This window comes from Halobacillus litoralis (assembly GCF_020524025.1).
GTDB classification, from domain to species: Bacteria; Bacillota; Bacilli; order Bacillales; family Halobacillaceae; genus Halobacillus; species Halobacillus litoralis_D.
The window spans coordinates 262,456-279,660 of sequence record NZ_JAIVKN010000004.1; the positions used below are offsets into that span (position 1 = coordinate 262,456).

At 41.2% G+C, this 17,205-nt stretch carries 16 protein-coding genes; 8 read left to right on the plus strand and 8 right to left on the minus strand.

Features of this window, described 5'->3' with window-relative positions:
• Nucleotides 1-54: 54 nt before the first annotated feature.
• The gene (locus tag LC036_RS15425; protein WP_226584743.1) at nucleotides 55-1,305 is read right to left on the minus strand and encodes a cytochrome P450; all 1,251 of its coding nucleotides are present in this window, start codon (nucleotides 1,303-1,305) and stop codon (nucleotides 55-57) included.
• Between the two features lie 183 nt (nucleotides 1,306-1,488).
• On the opposite strand from LC036_RS15425, the gene LC036_RS15430 reads away from it, so the two are divergent.
• The 3 genes from LC036_RS15430 to LC036_RS15440 all read left to right on the plus strand — a co-directional run bounded on the left by LC036_RS15430 (nucleotide 1,489) and on the right by LC036_RS15440 (nucleotide 5,955).
• A complete protein-coding gene (locus tag LC036_RS15430) occupies nucleotides 1,489-2,874 on the plus strand; it encodes a YjiH family protein (protein ID WP_226584745.1) in 1,386 nt (461 codons plus the stop codon).
• 146 nt (nucleotides 2,875-3,020) lie between these two features.
• Nucleotides 3,021-4,343 carry an aspartate aminotransferase family protein gene (locus LC036_RS15435; protein WP_226584747.1) on the plus strand — a complete coding sequence of 441 codons (1,323 nt, stop codon included), beginning with the start codon at nucleotides 3,021-3,023 and terminating at the stop codon, nucleotides 4,341-4,343.
• Between the two features lie 316 nt (nucleotides 4,344-4,659).
• Nucleotides 4,660-5,955, plus strand: coding sequence for a Na+/H+ antiporter NhaC family protein (locus tag LC036_RS15440; RefSeq protein ID WP_226584749.1), 1,296 nt, complete (start codon nucleotides 4,660-4,662; stop codon nucleotides 5,953-5,955).
• Nucleotides 5,956-6,008: 53 nt separating this feature from the next.
• On the opposite strand, the gene LC036_RS15445 is transcribed toward LC036_RS15440, so the two are convergent.
• The 5 genes from LC036_RS15445 to LC036_RS15465 form a co-directional block, all read right to left on the minus strand.
• Nucleotides 6,009-6,998, minus strand: coding sequence for a Gfo/Idh/MocA family protein (locus tag LC036_RS15445; protein WP_226584750.1), 990 nt, complete (start codon nucleotides 6,996-6,998; stop codon nucleotides 6,009-6,011).
• A 16-nt stretch (nucleotides 6,999-7,014) separates the two neighbouring features.
• Nucleotides 7,015-7,836, minus strand: coding sequence for an STAS domain-containing protein (locus LC036_RS15450; RefSeq protein WP_226584752.1), 822 nt, complete (start codon nucleotides 7,834-7,836; stop codon nucleotides 7,015-7,017).
• Between the two features lie 179 nt (nucleotides 7,837-8,015).
• On the minus strand, nucleotides 8,016-8,756 hold the full coding sequence (locus LC036_RS15455) for a VCBS repeat-containing protein (RefSeq protein ID WP_226584754.1): 741 nt from the start codon (nucleotides 8,754-8,756) through the stop codon (nucleotides 8,016-8,018).
• A gap of 109 nt (nucleotides 8,757-8,865) precedes the next feature.
• Entirely contained in the window at nucleotides 8,866-9,321 is a 456-nt protein-coding gene (locus tag LC036_RS15460) for a hypothetical protein (protein ID WP_226584756.1), read from the minus strand.
• A gap of 228 nt (nucleotides 9,322-9,549) precedes the next feature.
• Nucleotides 9,550-10,401: a DUF1206 domain-containing protein gene (locus LC036_RS15465; RefSeq protein ID WP_226584758.1), complete on the minus strand. Its 852-nt coding sequence runs from the start codon at nucleotides 10,399-10,401 to the stop codon at nucleotides 9,550-9,552.
• A 112-nt stretch (nucleotides 10,402-10,513) separates the two neighbouring features.
• Here LC036_RS15465 and LC036_RS15470 point away from each other — a divergent pair, with 112 nt between their 5' ends.
• Nucleotides 10,514-10,753: an excisionase family DNA-binding protein gene (locus LC036_RS15470; protein ID WP_226584760.1), complete on the plus strand. Its 240-nt coding sequence runs from the start codon at nucleotides 10,514-10,516 to the stop codon at nucleotides 10,751-10,753.
• Nucleotides 10,754-10,833: 80 nt separating this feature from the next.
• Here LC036_RS15470 and LC036_RS15475 read toward each other — a convergent pair whose 3' ends face one another.
• On the minus strand, nucleotides 10,834-11,214 hold the full coding sequence (locus LC036_RS15475; protein ID WP_226584762.1) for a RidA family protein: 381 nt from the start codon (nucleotides 11,212-11,214) through the stop codon (nucleotides 10,834-10,836).
• Nucleotides 11,215-11,502: 288 nt separating this feature from the next.
• On the opposite strand from LC036_RS15475, the gene LC036_RS15480 reads away from it, so the two are divergent.
• The 3 genes from LC036_RS15480 to LC036_RS15490 all read left to right on the plus strand — a co-directional run bounded on the left by LC036_RS15480 (nucleotide 11,503) and on the right by LC036_RS15490 (nucleotide 14,598).
• Complete coding sequence (locus tag LC036_RS15480; RefSeq protein ID WP_226584763.1) at nucleotides 11,503-11,679, plus strand: aspartyl-phosphate phosphatase Spo0E family protein; 177 nt, start codon at nucleotides 11,503-11,505, stop codon at nucleotides 11,677-11,679.
• A 384-nt stretch (nucleotides 11,680-12,063) separates the two neighbouring features.
• Nucleotides 12,064-13,509, plus strand: a complete 1,446-nt coding sequence (locus tag LC036_RS15485; protein ID WP_226584765.1) for a carbon starvation protein A — start codon at nucleotides 12,064-12,066, stop codon at nucleotides 13,507-13,509.
• 141 nt (nucleotides 13,510-13,650) lie between these two features.
• Nucleotides 13,651-14,598 (plus strand): ATP-grasp domain-containing protein, encoded by a 948-nt coding sequence (locus tag LC036_RS15490; RefSeq protein WP_226584767.1) that lies wholly within the window; start codon nucleotides 13,651-13,653, stop codon nucleotides 14,596-14,598.
• A gap of 37 nt (nucleotides 14,599-14,635) precedes the next feature.
• Here the strand turns inward: LC036_RS15490 and LC036_RS15495 are convergent, their stop codons facing one another.
• Nucleotides 14,636-15,694: an NAD(P)/FAD-dependent oxidoreductase gene (locus LC036_RS15495; protein WP_226584769.1), complete on the minus strand. Its 1,059-nt coding sequence runs from the start codon at nucleotides 15,692-15,694 to the stop codon at nucleotides 14,636-14,638.
• A gap of 276 nt (nucleotides 15,695-15,970) precedes the next feature.
• Here LC036_RS15495 and LC036_RS15500 point away from each other — a divergent pair, with 276 nt between their 5' ends.
• Nucleotides 15,971-17,038, plus strand: coding sequence for a C45 family autoproteolytic acyltransferase/hydolase (locus LC036_RS15500; protein WP_226585222.1), 1,068 nt, complete (start codon nucleotides 15,971-15,973; stop codon nucleotides 17,036-17,038).
• Nucleotides 17,039-17,205: the final 167 nt, after the last annotated feature.

Sequence of the window (17,205 nt, forward strand, 5' to 3'; positions counted from 1 at the left end):
AATGGCTGACCATTACACGCTTTTTCAAGTGAGTCAAAGACTGTCATAACACCTCTAGTTTTTAAAATGAACATGGTCCATAACAAATCCGCTTTTTGGAAGAGCAGGGATTTTTTTAAGGCTGTAACTGTAATCTTGTTTAGGTACGCGGTAGTCGAGATGTTTCGTCATGTAACGAAAGCTTGCCTGTAAGACCTCAATAGTCGGCCATTCACCCGGGCAGCGATGTCCTTTGTAGTAGCCTCCGCCACCTTGAGGGATAAGATCGAATAATCCCCCGTCCCAATCGGTGAAACGTTCTGGGTGGAATTCGTCAGGATTTTCCCAAATCCTCGGGTCATGATTAATTCCGTATACATCAATAAGGACAAGCTGATCCTTAGTGAAAGAATATTGCTGCCAAGTGAAGTCATGGTCAACCCTGGCACCGAGGAATGGTACAAATGGATAAAATCTACGGATTTCCTGTGTGAACATAAACAAATATTCATCATCCAAAGAGACACGGGTTTTAGTCTCAGGGTATTCTTCCAAGGCAACCGCACCAAAGGTTAGGAACTTAGAAATCGCAATGAGCGGCCGGATGACATTTAATAGTTCGATAGCCGCCATTCGTGCGTCTAGAGGTTCACCTGACAGATCTTTATGTGCAGCCATTTCATAAATGGCCTTGCCTTGTTCGGCTTTCATCTCTCCGCTGCGAACTTTCAGGATTAAATTCTCAATCCATGCTTCTGATCTTTTTCTGGCGCGTCTGCTTTCTATGTGTTTAGGACCTATAGCACTGAATCCATCAATCATAAGGCTCAAGTCGCTCGTGCGCTTCTGGACTTCTTTTTCGGCTAGAGGGATACCCGCCCATTCGCATGCTGTACGGCAGAGAAGTTCTCTGGACTCATCATACAGCGTTACTTTCTTCATGCCGCTCCATTTCTTTGTGAAATGTGCCCAGTTTTTTGTGGTGATGTCATATAAGTGTTGTAAAGCTTCAGGTGTCATCAAGGACATAAACAGCAGCTTTCGATGAGTGTGCGCATCACCGTCCATCGTCTGAATGGCTCCTTCTCCAAACAGTGTTTTTAGAACGCGTGTAGGCAGCGCATTCTTTCGGTTCATTTTGCTGGTGTCATAAAAAAGCTTTGCACCTTCCTCCCCGCTCAAAAGAGCAGCCTTTTCTCCTAAAACCCTCGTCTCATATACATCCAGATGGTGGTTCTGTACCCTTTTCGGAATGAATTCATAGCCGTCTTTAAAGATGGCTAACGTATTGTCTATTGTTCTATCTTTTGGTACTTTCACAGTCATATGTAAATGCCTCCTTTATTATAGAGCTTATAATCACCTTAATTCCTTTTTTTAATAAAAAGTAAACAGTTTTCAGTTCAAAACCTATTGAATTTTTATTCAATAGAATGTATAGTTACTAACTATCGAAAGTTGTTTAAATATACGTTATTTTGTATAAAAATTGGTTGGGAGGTAGAAATTATGGCGATTCAACAGACGAAAGTGAACGAAAGGTATGAAGAAACATCATTTACGGCAAAGCAATGGATGAAATTCATTGTCCCTTCCTTTATTGGAATTTTATTATTCCTTATCCCGATTTCAGTAGATGGAAGAGTGACCATCGGATTAGGGGTAATGGCGGATGGCCTGCAGGCAGCCATTGCCGACTATATCCCATTATTCATGACAGGCGTCATATCATTGTCTGCTCTTGGAAGTATAGCGATTAAAGCTCTCCCACAGGGGAATTTCCGCAATCATACATTCATATCGAATATTTTCGACGTCGGCCCATTTTGGATTTCTTTACGTGTATTAGGGGCTCTCTTCGCGATCATGACCCTTACGCACATAGGTCCTTCCTATATATCTTCTGAATTAAGTGGAGGCGTCGTTTTATTTGATTTAATTCCAGTGTTGATGGTTTGGTTTTTGTTTGCCAGTTTATTTATGCCTTTATTGTTGGAATTCGGGCTGATGGACTTTATCGGTACCATCCTTCGTAAGATTATGCATCCTTTATTCAAACTACCGGGACGTTCATCCGTCGATGCTATGGCTTCCTGGATGGGGAGTGGGACAGTGGGTGTGCTTTTAACCACCCAGCAATATGAAAATGGTTATTATTCAAAAAGGGAAGCTGCCGTTGTAGCCAGTAATTTTTCTATAGCGTCCATAGCATTTAGTTTAGTCATTGCCAAGTTCTTATCTATTGATCATATGTTTGTACCCTTCTATTTCACAGTCGTGGTATGCGGCGTGGTGGCAGCAGTGATCTGTCCACGTATTCCACCACTTTCTTTAAAGAAGGAAACTTATCATGAAACTGTAGGGAAGCAGATTGATGAAGAAGTTCCTAAGGGAGTTTCAACGCTTCGCTGGGGATTTGATAAAGCGATTGAGAAGGCAGATCAAGTGAAAAGTGTAAAAGCGGTTGTGAAGAAAGGAATGTTTAACGTTGCTGATATATGGTTTGGTTTAATCCCTCTTGTGATGGCGCTTGGAACAGTGGCTCTTGTCATTGCTGAATTTACACCGATCTTCACGTACTTGTCCTATCCGTTCATTCCTTTGTTGAACCTGCTTCAAATTCCTGAAGCAGCTGAAGCGGCACCAGCAATGATTGTCGGATTTGCTGATATGTTCCTGCCGGCGGTTGTTGGAAGTGGAATTGAGTCAGAATTGACACGATTCGTCATTGGTGTCATGGCATTGACACAGCTGATTTACATGTCTGAAATAGGAATTCTATTAATTAAATCAAAAATTCCAATTAACATTTTTGAGCTGTTTGTTATCTTTTTGCAGAGAACAATTATTACATTACCAATAGCGGCATTGCTTGCTCATTTACTATTCTTCTAAGTCTTATCCGCTATTAATCTAAGTATTAGAAGGTTAACAGGAAGGAGAAACTCTTTATACACCTTATGAATGTATGTGTTTTAGAGGCTTTTCCCCTGCTGTGAAAATAAATATGGTCATGTTTCAGGGCTGACAGGAGGAACATCATGAAGAAAGATTGGACACATCTATTGGAAAGAATGTCAGACAGGTTGGCGCCGAGTATGGCAAAAGATCATCCCAACTTACCTGTGATTAAAGAGGAAGGTTGTTATTATTACGGCCTGAATGGAGAAAAATACTTGGATTTCACTTCTGGGATTGCTACGACGAACGTTGGTCATCGTCATCCTAAAGTAGTCCAGGCTGTTAAAGATGGAGCGGATTCATTAAGTCACGGACCATCCGGGGTCATTATCTATGAAACTATATTAAGGCTTGCAGACCGACTTGCTGAAAAATTACCAGGGAATTTGGATTGTTTCTTTTTTGGTAACAGTGGAGCTGAAGCGGTCGAGGGAGCGATTAAGCTTGCGAAACATGTAACAAAACGCCCTTACATCGTTTCCTTCATCGGGGGTTTTCATGGTCGGTCTATGGGGGCTCTAAGTGTAACAAGTTCTAAAAGTAAATATCGGCAGTTTCTTCATCCTTCTGGTTCTTATCAAATTCCGTACGCACGGATTGAAGATTGTCCAGAAGGCGTAGCCCCGGTTGAATACGTCACGGCGAAGTTGGAAAAAGACATGGAGCAGCTGTTCGATCACCAGGTGACCCCTGAGGAAGTTGCTGCTGTCATCGTTGAACCGGTACTTGGAGAGGGTGGGTATATTGTTCCTCCCAAAGAATGGCTCCAGAAGCTGCGTGAGCTTTGTAATGAGAAAGGAATTTTACTAATTTTTGATGAAGTTCAAACTGGATTTGGTCGTACAGGTGAGTGGTTTGCCGCTCAAACATTTGGTGTCATTCCAGATATTATGGCTATTGCTAAAGGCATTGCCAACGGTCTTCCATTGAGTGCAACGGTTGCATCAAAGGAATTAATGCAGCAATGGCCTCTTGGTAGTCATGCAACCACTTTTGGCGGCAATCCAATTGCTTGTGAGGCTGCAAATGCTGTCATCGACGTTATGGAAGAGGAAGATTTGCTTGGAAATTCTAAGAAACAGGGGGACCATGCGAGAGCCCTATTAAACAGGATGAAAGAGAAGCACCCCGCAATAGGGCGGGTACGATCCATTGGATTAATGATAGGAATAGAGATTGTTGATCCTGTCACGGGAGAACCAAATAGTGAAGGTCTGTTTGAAATTCTTGATCTGGCGTTGGAAAAAGGCGTGTTGTTTTACTTTGGAGGGAATAAGACTGAAATTATCCGGATGATTCCTCCGCTTTCTGTTTCGAAAGAGCAGATTGATGAAGGTTTACGCATGTTTGAGGAAGCTTTAATTGAATATGAAAAAAAGCATAGCCAAGTCACACTTGTATAAATGAGAAAAGCGTAGCTGAAATATCAGCTACGCTTCTTTATTTTAATAGGGAGAGGTCATTACGTTTATACCATTCGTCTGTGTGAATGATTTTTAAGGGGGGATGGCTGATATCTTTTTAAAAATTTAAGTGTAGGTGTTTTTTTGCAGAGAGATAGTTTTTTTCATCTTCTATCGAGCAGCACGTTTCTCTTCTACTGTTATTTCATTTCCCCCTTTACCACCTTTGCCATTTAGAACACATTCACTTGATAGTAGATCTCGATGTGTTGTAGAGTATGAAAGAGCTTTTAAATTGTGGAAAGAAGGAGTTTTTATGAGAAAAGATACGCTTAATAAAGGGAACGGACTTGCACTGCTTCCTTTCGGTGTTTTTATATTTCTTTTTATTGGGTCTGGCATTCTGACAGGAGATTTTTATCAAATGCCGGTCTTAGTCGCATTGTTTGCAGCTATTCTGACAGCCTTGTTTATGAATCCAAAAACAGATTTCCAAACAAAGCTTCAGCAGTTAACGGAAGGAGGAGGGCATTCAAACATCATCTTAATGGTAGTGATCTTCCTTTTGGCTGGAGCATTTTCCTCAGTGGCTGATGGAATGGGCGCCGTGGATTCAACCGTAAATTTAGGGTTGAGTGTTCTGCCTGGTAACCTGTTAATCGTAGGTCTATTTGTTATTGCCTGTTTCATCTCTATTTCGATGGGGACATCTGTTGGAACGATTGTGGCATTAGCTCCTATAGGTGTGGGCATAGCTGAACAAATTGATGTCGCCGCGGCACTGACGATGGGGGCCATTGTCAGTGGTGCAATGTTTGGTGATAATTTGTCGGTCATATCGGATACCACCATTGCAGCTGTCCGGACACAAGGAACGGAAATGAAGGATAAGTTTAAAGCAAACTTCTTCATTGTACTTCCTGCCGCTATTATTACTGCTGTTATCTATGGTGTGATGACCCTGGGGGAGTCCGTTGCTTCTCAAGATGCTTATTCTTTTGAATTAATAAAAGTCCTCCCTTATCTTGGTGTTCTTGTCTTTGCCATTATAGGGGTCAATGTGATTTACGTCCTGATGGGGGGAATAGGGTTCGCCGGCATCATTGGTTTACTCACAGGTGAATTCTCCGGTTTAAAATTAATCACACTTATTGGTGATGGCTTTTCAGGGATGCAGGAGTTATCTCTTGTTGTTATTCTTCTCGGAGGTCTTGTGGAATTGATACGAAAAAATGGAGGAATCGATTTCTTACTATATCGTATCAGTCGCGGAGCCCGTTCAAGCCGTGGCGGAGAATTTGGCATAGCTGGACTAGTCAGTGCGGTGAACGTATCCACTGCAAACAACACAATCTCAATTATTACGGCAGGACCCCTTGCCAAACAGATTGCTGAGAAATTTCATATCGATTCTAAACGATCAGCAAGTATTTTAGATATTTTCTCCAGTTCCGTCCAGGGGCTTTTACCGTACGGAGCGCAAATATTGTCAGTCGCCGGTGTTGCAGGTCTATCACCAGTCAGTATTGTGCCTTTCTGTTTTTATCCCATTCTTCTTGCATTATCAGGAGTTCTTGCTATTCTTTTCCGTTTTCCCAAAAAGACGGTTTGAGGATAAAACTCAAAAAAATGCCTGATCATTTATAAATGACCAGGCATTTTTTATTATATTGTAATGCGTTGTCCTTTAAGGTGAGACTTTGCGGCAGCTTCATTCACTACCGTTAAGGCCTCAGCATCCTTTATTGTAATGGATGGTGGTATATCGTTGAGGATATCTTCAACCCACTGATCAAAAGGAGAACTTAAGGGAGACGGGGGCTCGGGGTACGTCCATTCCTCCATACCGTGGCTTTGACTTTTAATTTTCAGCTGATCACCTTCAACCATGATTGTACCTTTTGTACCATAAATCTCGAGTTGAAAAGGACTCCCTGACGAAACAAAGCTTGATTCCAGTACAGCCAGAACACCAGAATCGTATTCAACTATGGCTGTTGAATGGTCATCAACCCCTCGTTTCATCATTGAGTGCAGTCGTGCGGATACTGCTATGGGGCTTCCAGCTAAGCTGTTTGCCATATAAATTGGATGAGCACCAAGATCTACAAGAGATCCTCCCCCGCATGTATGCTTATCAAAGAAGCGTTCAGGAAGCCAGCCTTCCGGGTGTTTTTCGGTAGGGACTGCACCATTATGAGCAACCCGGCAGCGCAGCATATTTATATCTCCCAATTTATGTTCTTCTATTATCTTACGGGTATATAAATGATAGGAGGAAGTTAGTCGAGGGAGAGAGATCATAAATTTAATGTGGTTCCGTTCAATGCTATTCTCAATTTCCTCATGGTCCTCTTTTGTAAGAGCCAGCACTTTCTCAGTGAATACATGCTTTTTATGGCGTACGGCCTGAAGAATGATATCTTTATGTTGATCTGTTGAGCTTGTCACAATAACTGCATCGATATCAGGGTCTGCCATAACCTTGGGAAGATTCCCTTCAAAAGAAACCCCGAGATCATGGGCCCATGCCTTTCCACGTTCTTCATCATCATCCCATATTGTCACTATGGATACATCCGGGTGATTTTCTGCTTGGTCCGCATAATCATCAGCGTGGACGTGCCATCGGCTTAGCAAAGCTGTACGTATCATTCTAAAATGCTCCTTACTATTCTCTGTCGTTAATTGTAAGCAGAGCCTGTTTAAGGTCGTTAAACGTCTCTAACTCTTTAAAGTCCATTTCTGATTGAATAGCGGCAATAGCCATTTCTGTTCGGATTCCGGTTAGGACTGTACGTGTTCCGAGGAGTTTAATCGTTTTGGTTAAATTAAACAAGTCGTTTATAAAAACATCATCAAAGGTAGCGATACCTGAAAAATCAATAAATAATAACCGCAGTCCATATTCTTTAACTTTATGTAATGTATGATCTTTGACTATCTCAAACCGTTCCGGAGAAAATTCTCCAACAAGAGGCAGTACAGCCTGAAACTCATCAATGAGAACGACAGGAGTTGAAACTGCATTTAAATTTCTTTCCATTTCTTCATGCTCACGCTCTTTCGTACGGTTGTAGCTTTCCGTTGTGGCACGAATGGCAGCATCAAAGGCAGAAACGACTTCTTCTGTGACAATAAATCCTTCTTCAACCTTTGCTTCTTTAATTAGATCAGACTTACGCATATGTTTCATTAAAGATAAGCGGAAGACACTGAGAACGTCCACTGTCTGTTTAAGAAGAACCCCTTGAGAATAGAGGTAGTTTTCTGTATCATAACCGATTTCTGCAGCGTTTGTTTCGTCTGGATGCTGTAAAAGACTCTCTGCTACACGATCAAGCAGCAGGCGGAGCATCTCAAAGTGATAGTTTAAGTCGTTATCTGAGTAGACAATTTCTAATTGATCCAACGTTTTTGGTAACAGCTCGTTTACTAAAGTGGTCTGGTTATTCTCAAAATACTCGGCTAAGCGTTTATTTAAACTTTTCATATCTTTCTCCTTCCATAAGCAGTATTTTTTATTACCCTTATTTTATATCAATATAACTTCTTTTTCTTGTGTTAGTGAAAAAAATTGAATTAAATTCATTTATCTTAAGTAAGAAGAGTCCCCCTTGCCATTGGATTTCATTCTGGTGTCCCGAATGGGGGAGGGGAGAGAGGTTACATTTAAATATTTTGACCTGTAACAGCCACGTACTGATTATCCAAGAATGGGACAAACACCTCACCATTCCAATTCATAGGGGTCTGTACAAGTCCTAGTTCATCCGCGTTGTACTGCCCGATAATTCGCTGAATGGTATAAAGGCCATAGATTCCATCTCCATTAAAATCCACAGGATAAAGCTGGTTTAATGACGATACAGACCCTTGGAGAGGTGTTCTTAGAGTTCCGTCCTCCTTGTAAAGAACAGAAAGGTATTCGGGGTCACGATTGCTAAGGTCGATGATAAAGGATTTTTGGAGCGTTTCATTGATGATCTCGACTTTATATTGGTCTTTATAAGTCACTCTATACTGAAAAATCTCGTCAAACAACTCATAATCAAATAACAGGGTGGGTTGATTGTTTAGGAAAGAATAAAGATAGTAAAATCCATAACCACCGCTTCCTCCAGAATCCATGCTGATGAGAATATCCTCAACTCCATTGCCTGTGAAGTCTCCCAGGAAAAGGCGTGGTTGATATCCCGTATTCGTTTTCAAAGGAACCTGATAGAATTGATTCGTTACACCGTCCTGGATGACCAAAGTAATGTTGGTCGTATAAGGTGAATCTTGAGTTTTCTGCCCAACCAGGAAAACCTGATCTTTAATAAAGTCTCCATTAACATCCCCATAGCCATAAGAGAGTATAATTGAAAGACCTGATGAGGACCGGCGGTTAAAATATGGGTGCATGTACATACAACTTCCTCCTTTTTTACAGCGTATGCCCGGGAGGAAAAAAGTGTAATAAAAAAAGAGTCGTAATCAACGACTCTTAGGTAAGAGGCCAAGGGTTATCCTGTTTTATTTACAGGCGGTTAAATCCTTCCTGCTCTAAAAAGTTTACCGCTTCTTTATAAGAATTAAATGTTCCTTCAAGCTGTTCATCTGCATAGACGTTGTATCCGTCTTCCTCCCTCATAAGGACCAGCGCCTGGTCATATGCATTTAACCATTCCTCCATTACAGGATTTTTCTCTGCAGGGGAGAGGGAGAGGGATTCAATGGAAGCGCGCAGCAATTCGCGTAAGTCTTCTGCACTATAGTCTTTTATATTGACCATCCCCCGGTCATCTGTAGGATAGTCTTCAATTTCACCGGCATAAATGAAACCATTACCATTCGGGTGTAGACGGTAGACAACGATTTTTTTATCGTACTGACTTTCTTCAAAGTGGTAATTGATACGGCCAAGAGATATTTCTTTTTTATCTAATTCTGGAAACTCTTCAATAATTGAGCGTTTTTCTTCAAATGTAAGCATAGGATCCTCCTGATGTTTTTCGTAGACATAGTATAGCACAAGGTACTTCGTGCAAACATAGTCTTGCACCTGAAGTGGTAAAAGTGGTATACTTGATTGGCGATGAGCTGTTTGTGTAAGACGAAGTACATGCTTCTTTCGTGAAGCTAAACGACGAATGTGGTCGTCGGTATATTCGCGACAAAAATCGAAAGCCTTTCCCTACAGGGAAAGGCTTTTTTATCTGCATTATTTTTTACCGAAATTCATGCGATTATAACGACCGCGAATGATTTGATACACTCCATAAAGGATAAGGCCTACAGCCGCGATACCAAGAAGGATCTGGCCGAAAGGCTGTTGAGATATTTCAGATAAAGCACCATCCAGGCCTTTCGTATCTTCCGGGTTGGCTGTAAGAGCGGTGCGGATGAAGAAGAAACCGATTAATCCAAGTACAATCCCGCGGGCTGAAAGACCAAACCGCCCGGCATTTTTAGCTACTTTTTGTTTATGCTGTTCCATTTCGCCCATTCGGAAGTTCTTCATAAACCGTCCTGTACTTCCTTGGTAGAATTCGTAAACGGCATAACCGATAACAATCACACCTACAAGCCCCACCAGCCATTGTCCGAAAGGCTGGGATAGCAGCTTGGCGGAAAGCGTTTGTTTTGAATCGCCTCCGCTGGATCCAGCATTCATTGCGATCTTGATTGCGTTATACGCAATACCTCCATAAATGATGGCTCCAACAAAATAGCCAATTCTTGTGATGATACCTTTTGCGTCTGCTCCATAATTCTTTGGATCAAGAACTGCTTTTACTAACAACCAGAGAATATACCCAATGAGTCCAACACCAATGATCCAGAGAATAATTTCCCCGAAAGCAACATGAGCAACCGTCCGGAACATACCTTGTGTACCTGTCGTTTTACCGCCGCCTACACCGATAACCGCCATAAAGGTAAGAATTCCGATTAACGTATAGACGGTTCCTTTAGCCATAAAGCCGACACGTCCCAATCTTCGTACCCAGGGTTTAATTTCTTCTTTCGCTTGATCTACATCTGTGTTGCTTGATGTTACTGAAGAAGCCATTAGATCATCACACTCACTTTGCGTTTAGATTTTGTATTCCCTCTTTTCCCTTGTCTCTGTAAAAAGAAACGAACTTTTTTTAAAGACGTGGTATGATGAAGAAATAAAAAGGATGATACAGGTGTATTTAACGATTAAAGAAACTGCTGAATATCTGGAAGTACCTAAAGAGTATGTAGAGCATCTGGCCCATCATAATAAAATAAAGAAATTGAATGATGGAAACCAAATACTTATTAATAAAAATCAATTTAAAAATCACTGGGAACAGATGGAGAAGTACCGGGCAATGATTCAGGAATATCTGAATGAACCAATTCCTGAAGATCCCGATATAAAAGATGAAGACTGACAAAAAGCAGAGCCTGGAAGCGGCTCTGCTTTTTCATTTACTGGCATAAGATTAAAATAAACTGAAAGATAAATTGTTCTTTATCCTCTTAACGCAGTGGCTTCAATCTCAACTTTGGCTCCTTTAGGGAGCTTACTCACTTCAACAGCTGCCCGTGCAGGGTATGGTTCGCTTAAGTAGCTTGCATATACTTCATTCACGGAAGAAAAATCATCCATGGATGCTAAATAGATATTCATCTTAACGACGTTTTGAAATGTAAGCCCCGCTTCCTTAAGGATCGCGTGAATATTTTCCATCACCTGCTTTGTTTGTTCGGTAACATCCTCGGATACGAATTCCATAGATGCAGGGTCTAAAGGGATCTGTCCGGAAATAAAGACAAGATTTCCAAGGTCAGCGGCTTGAGAATAAGGGCCGATGGCACCAGGGGCTTTATCGGTAGATATAGGTGTAAACATAGCTCTCTCTCCTTGTATGTAGATTTTTTTAAATCGTATCATGATTCATCGAAATAAGAAATTCTTTCTTTTAGGAAAACAGTTAAGAAGAATAGGGGAAAATTAATGTTAAAAAGAAGTGATCCGATAAAAATATTGCAGGACAGATTACCCGTGAACAGACAATTGAGATATGTTTGAGTTATGTCAGTGAGCTTAGTAAACACATTTATTTGGAAAATATATGATCTGAAGAAATAGTTGTTTATCCTTTGCCTATAAGGGTAATTGACGTGAGAGGGAGTTGGAATGATGGACTACAAAAACCGATTAGAAGAGCAAATAGAAGAACTACGCTTACGTATGTATGAGATTCACAATAAAAACTCAGAAGATACAGAGCTTTTACGTATATCCCAAGAATTGGATGACCTTTTGAATCGCTTTAGAGAACAAGAAAGCTATCCTTGTTCAAGTCAATCCTAATTCGAGCTTAGCGGCTTGAACCTTCAACGTTTATGTGGTAGTTTTATCGTAATGTCACCCTGGCAATCGAATCGACTGCGGGAAACTTAACCATTTCTATAGGGTGACAGGTTTACTATAGGATTTCAGCCTTCTACATTTTGTAGAAGGCTTTTTTGTATTCTTCTATATTTTCACATCCGTCTTTATTAGTAAAATTCAAATGAGATGTCGGGAGGTCATTTGCGGTTCTTTTTCCTCTTTTTAATAACCTTAACCCCCTTGTAAACGGTTTATATTCAAGAAAAAAAAGATAAAAAAATAAATATTCAGAAAATGGGTTGTTATTCGACAAATCAACCGATAGAATACTCCTTACATTCAATTTTGAAAGGAGGCTCAGCGATGATCACATTTATCGCATCAATTGTTTTACTTATCGTCGGATATCTCGTTTATGGAAAGGTGGTTGAACGAATTTTCGTCATCAATGACCATACCCCGACACCTGCTTATGAAAACAATGACGGATTTGACTATATGCCGATGAGCTGGTGGAAAGCGAGTTTAATCCAACTGCTGAATATCGCTGGGCTTGGTCCTATATTCGGTGCGGTTATGGGAGCCCTTTACGGCCCGGTTGCATTTATATGGATTGTAATTGGAACAATTTTTGGAGGAGCTGTACATGACTATTTCTCAGGAATGCTTTCCCTGCGTCATAAAGGAGAACAATTCCCTGGGTTAGTTGGAAAATATTTAGGAAAGCCTGTTCGATCTGTTATTAATCTGCTTTCCATCGGATTGATGATTTTAGTCGCTGCGGCATTTACTGCTGGACCTGCTCAATTAATGGCAGAAGTAACGCCACTTGGATTTTTAACATCTATCGTTATCATTTTTGCTTATTTTCTATTAGCTACATTGCTGCCGATCAATAAAATAATTGGGAGAATCTATCCGATTTTCGGGGCTGTTCTCATCTTTATGGCTGTGTCTATCGGAATCGGTTTGTTCTTTTTCGATCATTCCATCCCCAACCTGACTTTAAGTAACCTGCATCCTCAAGAACTGCCTGTGTGGCCGATGCTTATGGTGACGGTGTCCTGTGGAGCTATTTCTGGATTCCACTGTACACAGAGTCCAATTCTCGCCCGTACTTTGAAAAAAGAGAGTGAAGGAAGAAAAGTGTTTTACGGAGCTATGGTGGCAGAAGGGATTATTGCTTTAATCTGGGCAGCAGCCGGAATGACTTTCTTCGGAAGTACAGGAGCTTTGCAGACGGCGCTTGATGCAGGTGGACCTGCCGGTGTAATTAATGAAATCAGCAGTACGACACTAGGAACGTTTGGCGGGGTTCTGGCTGTCCTTGGCGTAATTATTCTGCCAATCACGACAGGAGACACAGCTATGCGTTCTTCCAGAATGATGCTGGTCGATCTGGTGAAGCAGTTTACGGATAAAGAACTAAAAGGAAAATGGACGCCTGTCTTATTTGCACTGCCTGTGGCTGTTCCGACATTTTTATTGACTCAAATGGATTACAGCTTCCTTTGGCGTTATGTAGGTTGGTCTAATCAGGTTGTGGCAACGGTTATGTTGTGGACAGCGGCTATGTACCTGTTGAAGAACCAAAAATTCCACTGGATCTGCAGTGTTCCTGCATTATTTATGACAGCCGTCGTGAGCACCTATATATTCTATGCTCCTGAAGGATTTGGTTTAGAGTATTCCATATCCATGATATTAGGCGCTGTCATTTGGACGGTCGTCTTCACATGGTTTGTCTGGCAGGTAGTGAAACACAAAGTGAATAAAGACACGAAAATTATCACACCAAAAGCTGGATAAAAATAATCACCTTCCATAAAAGGAGGGTGATTATTTTTTATCAGGTAACGATAATAAAAGGCATTTAATTATTGCCTAGTAACCTCATCGGAATATTATGATAAGATATAAATATAGACTTATCAGAAAGGAGTCGGTTCGATGAGCAAAATATATGTACTTCATGAAAATGACGAATGGACCGATCATTTGACCCAGCGTTTAGAACAATTAAACCTTCCTTATGAACTTTGGCATCTCGATCAAGGGACTTTAGATTTAACGAGTGAACCACCTGAGGGAGTTTTCTATAACCGCATTAGTGCCTCCAGTCATACAAGAAACCACCGTTATGCTCCTGAATATACTGAGGCAGTTCTTGCATGGTTGGAACGTCATAAGCGTACAGTCGTCAATGGAAGCCGGGCACTTAGGCTTGAAGTAAGCAAGGTGAATCAATATATGGCCCTGAATCAAGCAGGAATTGAAACACCAAAGACCATCACGGCTGTAGGTAAAGACAATATTTTAGAAGCTGCACGACAGCTGGGGATGAAATCGTTTATTACCAAGCATAATCGGGCAGGTAAAGGCCAGGGTGTTCAGCTCTTTCATTCAACAGAAGCTTTGCGGGAATACTTGTATGGTCCTTCCTTTGAAGAACCTGTTGATGGAATAACACTTATTCAGCAGTATATAGAAGCTCCAGAGCCCTTTATTGTCCGCCATGAATTTGTGGGTGGAAAGTTTGTTTATGGCGTGCGAGTAGATACGTCTGAAGGGTTCGAATTGTGTCCTGCAGATGCTTGTTCCATTGAAGATCTCTATTGTCCGACAGATGCACAAAAGCAGGAGGCACCAAGGGCAAAGTTAGAGATCCTGCAAAATTACAAACCAGATATCATTGAGAAGTACGAACAGTTTTTAAATGAAAATAACGTTCAAGTGGCAGGAATTGAAGCGATTCAGGACAGCGATGGGAATTTGTACACCTACGATGTAAATACAAATACGAATTATAATTCAGAAGCAGAGTCAAAAGCTGGTCAATATGGCATGCTTGAGCTTGCAAGATATCTTGGGGGCTTATTAGAAAAGTCACTTGTATAGAAAAGATCGATCACATAACCTATGTGATCGATCTTTTTTAGTGCCGCTTACTAAGCCATAAAACGCCTGATTTTGCGAGTCGGGGCAGAACACCAGTCATTGGTTTTTGTAACATATTACCGAATCCATCATTTTTACCAAGTGATCCCAGAGCACCTTTCAGTTTAACGGAGCCTGGGCGTTCCGGCACCCGTCCATGGAGAACGGCAAGAAGGACTTCTGCCACCTTTTCTCCTTGCTGACCAGCCAGCTGAGCACTTGGAGAATATTCAGAAGATGCACAATCTCCAACGACATAGACGTTTTGGTGGGAAGGAACTTGATAAAAATCATTGATTATAATCTTCTCCTGGTCATCCTTTTCAAATGGGAGTTCACGTACCAAATAGTTGGGGCGTACCCCTGCTGTCCAGACGGTTACATCGTTAAGATAGCAGACACCATTATTACAGACACCATCTTTTTCGACATACTCAACGTTGGCCCCATGAATGACTTCCACTTGATTGTCTTTAAACCATTTTTCGACGTATTCCTGAATTTTTGAATCGAAAGCCTTCAGGACTGTATCGCCTCGATCAAGCAGACGAATGTTTAAATCTGGTCGGCTCTCACGAACTTCTGAGGCAACTTCAATGCCGCTTAAGCCCGCCCCGACGACGGTAATCTTTCCATATGCACCGAGGTTATTGATAGAAAAGCCTGCACTTCTGGATTTAGAGAAGGTTTGGACACTTTCTGTAAACTCACGTGCGCCTTCAATTCCATGATAATTGTCTTCACATCCGAGTCCAATGAGCAGGTAGTCATAGGGGATATTTTCAACTCCACCTTTGACAATGATTTCTTCCTGTTCTGGATCAATCTTTACAATTTCATCAAAGACATAATCCACTTGTTCATGGGTAGGGAAATCGACACGGGCATGTCGATCGGATTCGGTTCCTGCGGCAATAGTGTAAAACTCAGTTTTTAATGAATGATAAGGATTGCGGTCTATAACAGTAATATGTACGTCCTCTGGTAAATTGTCGAGCAGACCATGTAACGTATTCATTCCGCCATAGCCGCCTCCCAAAATAACGACTTCTTTCACTTTGTTCCACCACCTTGTATAAGATCAATTCCTAATATAAGGAAAGTTGTTTTTTCGTAAGCGTTTCCTGAATTCTCACCATCTTTAGAGTACCAAAAAAAACAATGGAAAACTATACAAACTAAGCATTTCCTCTGTATCAGAGCATCTATATGATTTAAAATGCGGCGTTTCATCATCAAAATATGAAAAGAGGAAAAAAAAGAGATGCTTTATTATCATGAGGAAAACGTGGTAAATTAAACACATTACATGCAGCACAGAAAGGACGCAGTTATGAAACAAATACATAGCAACATTTTACAGTTCCGTGGGAGTCATTATGAGTTTGGTTTTTATCAGGGGAAATTATTAAAAGACTCCTGGACCGTTCAAAATCGTGAAAAACAGTGGCGTGTGCGAAAGCCGCGGTTTACTGTAGAGGAAAGGGAAGTTAAAGAAGCGATTACTCGATTTGCTCCTGGGGTGTGGGATGAACTTCTTGGTATTCGTGATGCTTTGGAATGGCCGATGGAACGTGTCATGATGGAGTTTGGTGGTTATCGAATTGATTATAAACAGAGTGGCTGTTCCATTATGACAGGGGATGGATACTTTATTAGAAATTATGACTACATGCCTAAAACCTACGAAGGAAGGTACAGTCTTTTTCAGCCTACCGATCAAGGTTACAGCATCATCGGACCGACCCAGAGAATTACGGGACGGATGGATGGTATGAATGAAAAAGGACTTGTAATGGGATATAATTTTATGCACCGTAAACGTCCGGGAAACGGATTTATCTGCTGTATGATTGGTCGTTTAATTCTGGAGTCTTGTTCGAACGTCCAAGAGGCTGTGGATATGCTGCGCGAAATTCCGCACCGCCATTCCTTCAGTTATACTGTGTATGATCGGAGTAACCGTACATACATTGTCGAAGCTTCACCAAGAGGTGTTGAAGTGAGAGAGTCCAATGTCTGTACAAATCATTTTGAAATTATGACGAAAGAAAATCGCAACCACCTTGTTGACTCTATGAAACGAATGGATGCTATTAACACGAAACGTCCTCATATAAAAAGTTCCTATGATGCCTTTCGTCTTATGAACGATACAGATCAGGGAGTGTTCTCGAAACTTTACAGCAACTGGGCAGGTACCATTCATACATCCGGATATCTCCCTCAGGAAATGAAAGCTTTGTTTGCTCTCGGGGGAGATCAGGATCCGGTGTCATTTGATTTTGCAAAGTGGCTGGAAAAAGAGGACCTCTCACAAGCTAAAATTTATGGCGAGGTCGATACTGATCTGCCTTTCGCCCATATGGAAGACGGAGCATACTGGAGCGGGAAAAAGTAAAAGGGAAACTTTGACCTTCTCTGAATGTGGAGCTTAATAGAGGTTTAGGATTGTCTGGTTTATTATTGTTGAAACCCGGAAGCCGTCAGAGGTAAAGACATAAGCGATGAGAAACAAAAATATTATTTGAAACTATTTATGTATGAAGATGCAAGGGTTTCATTATG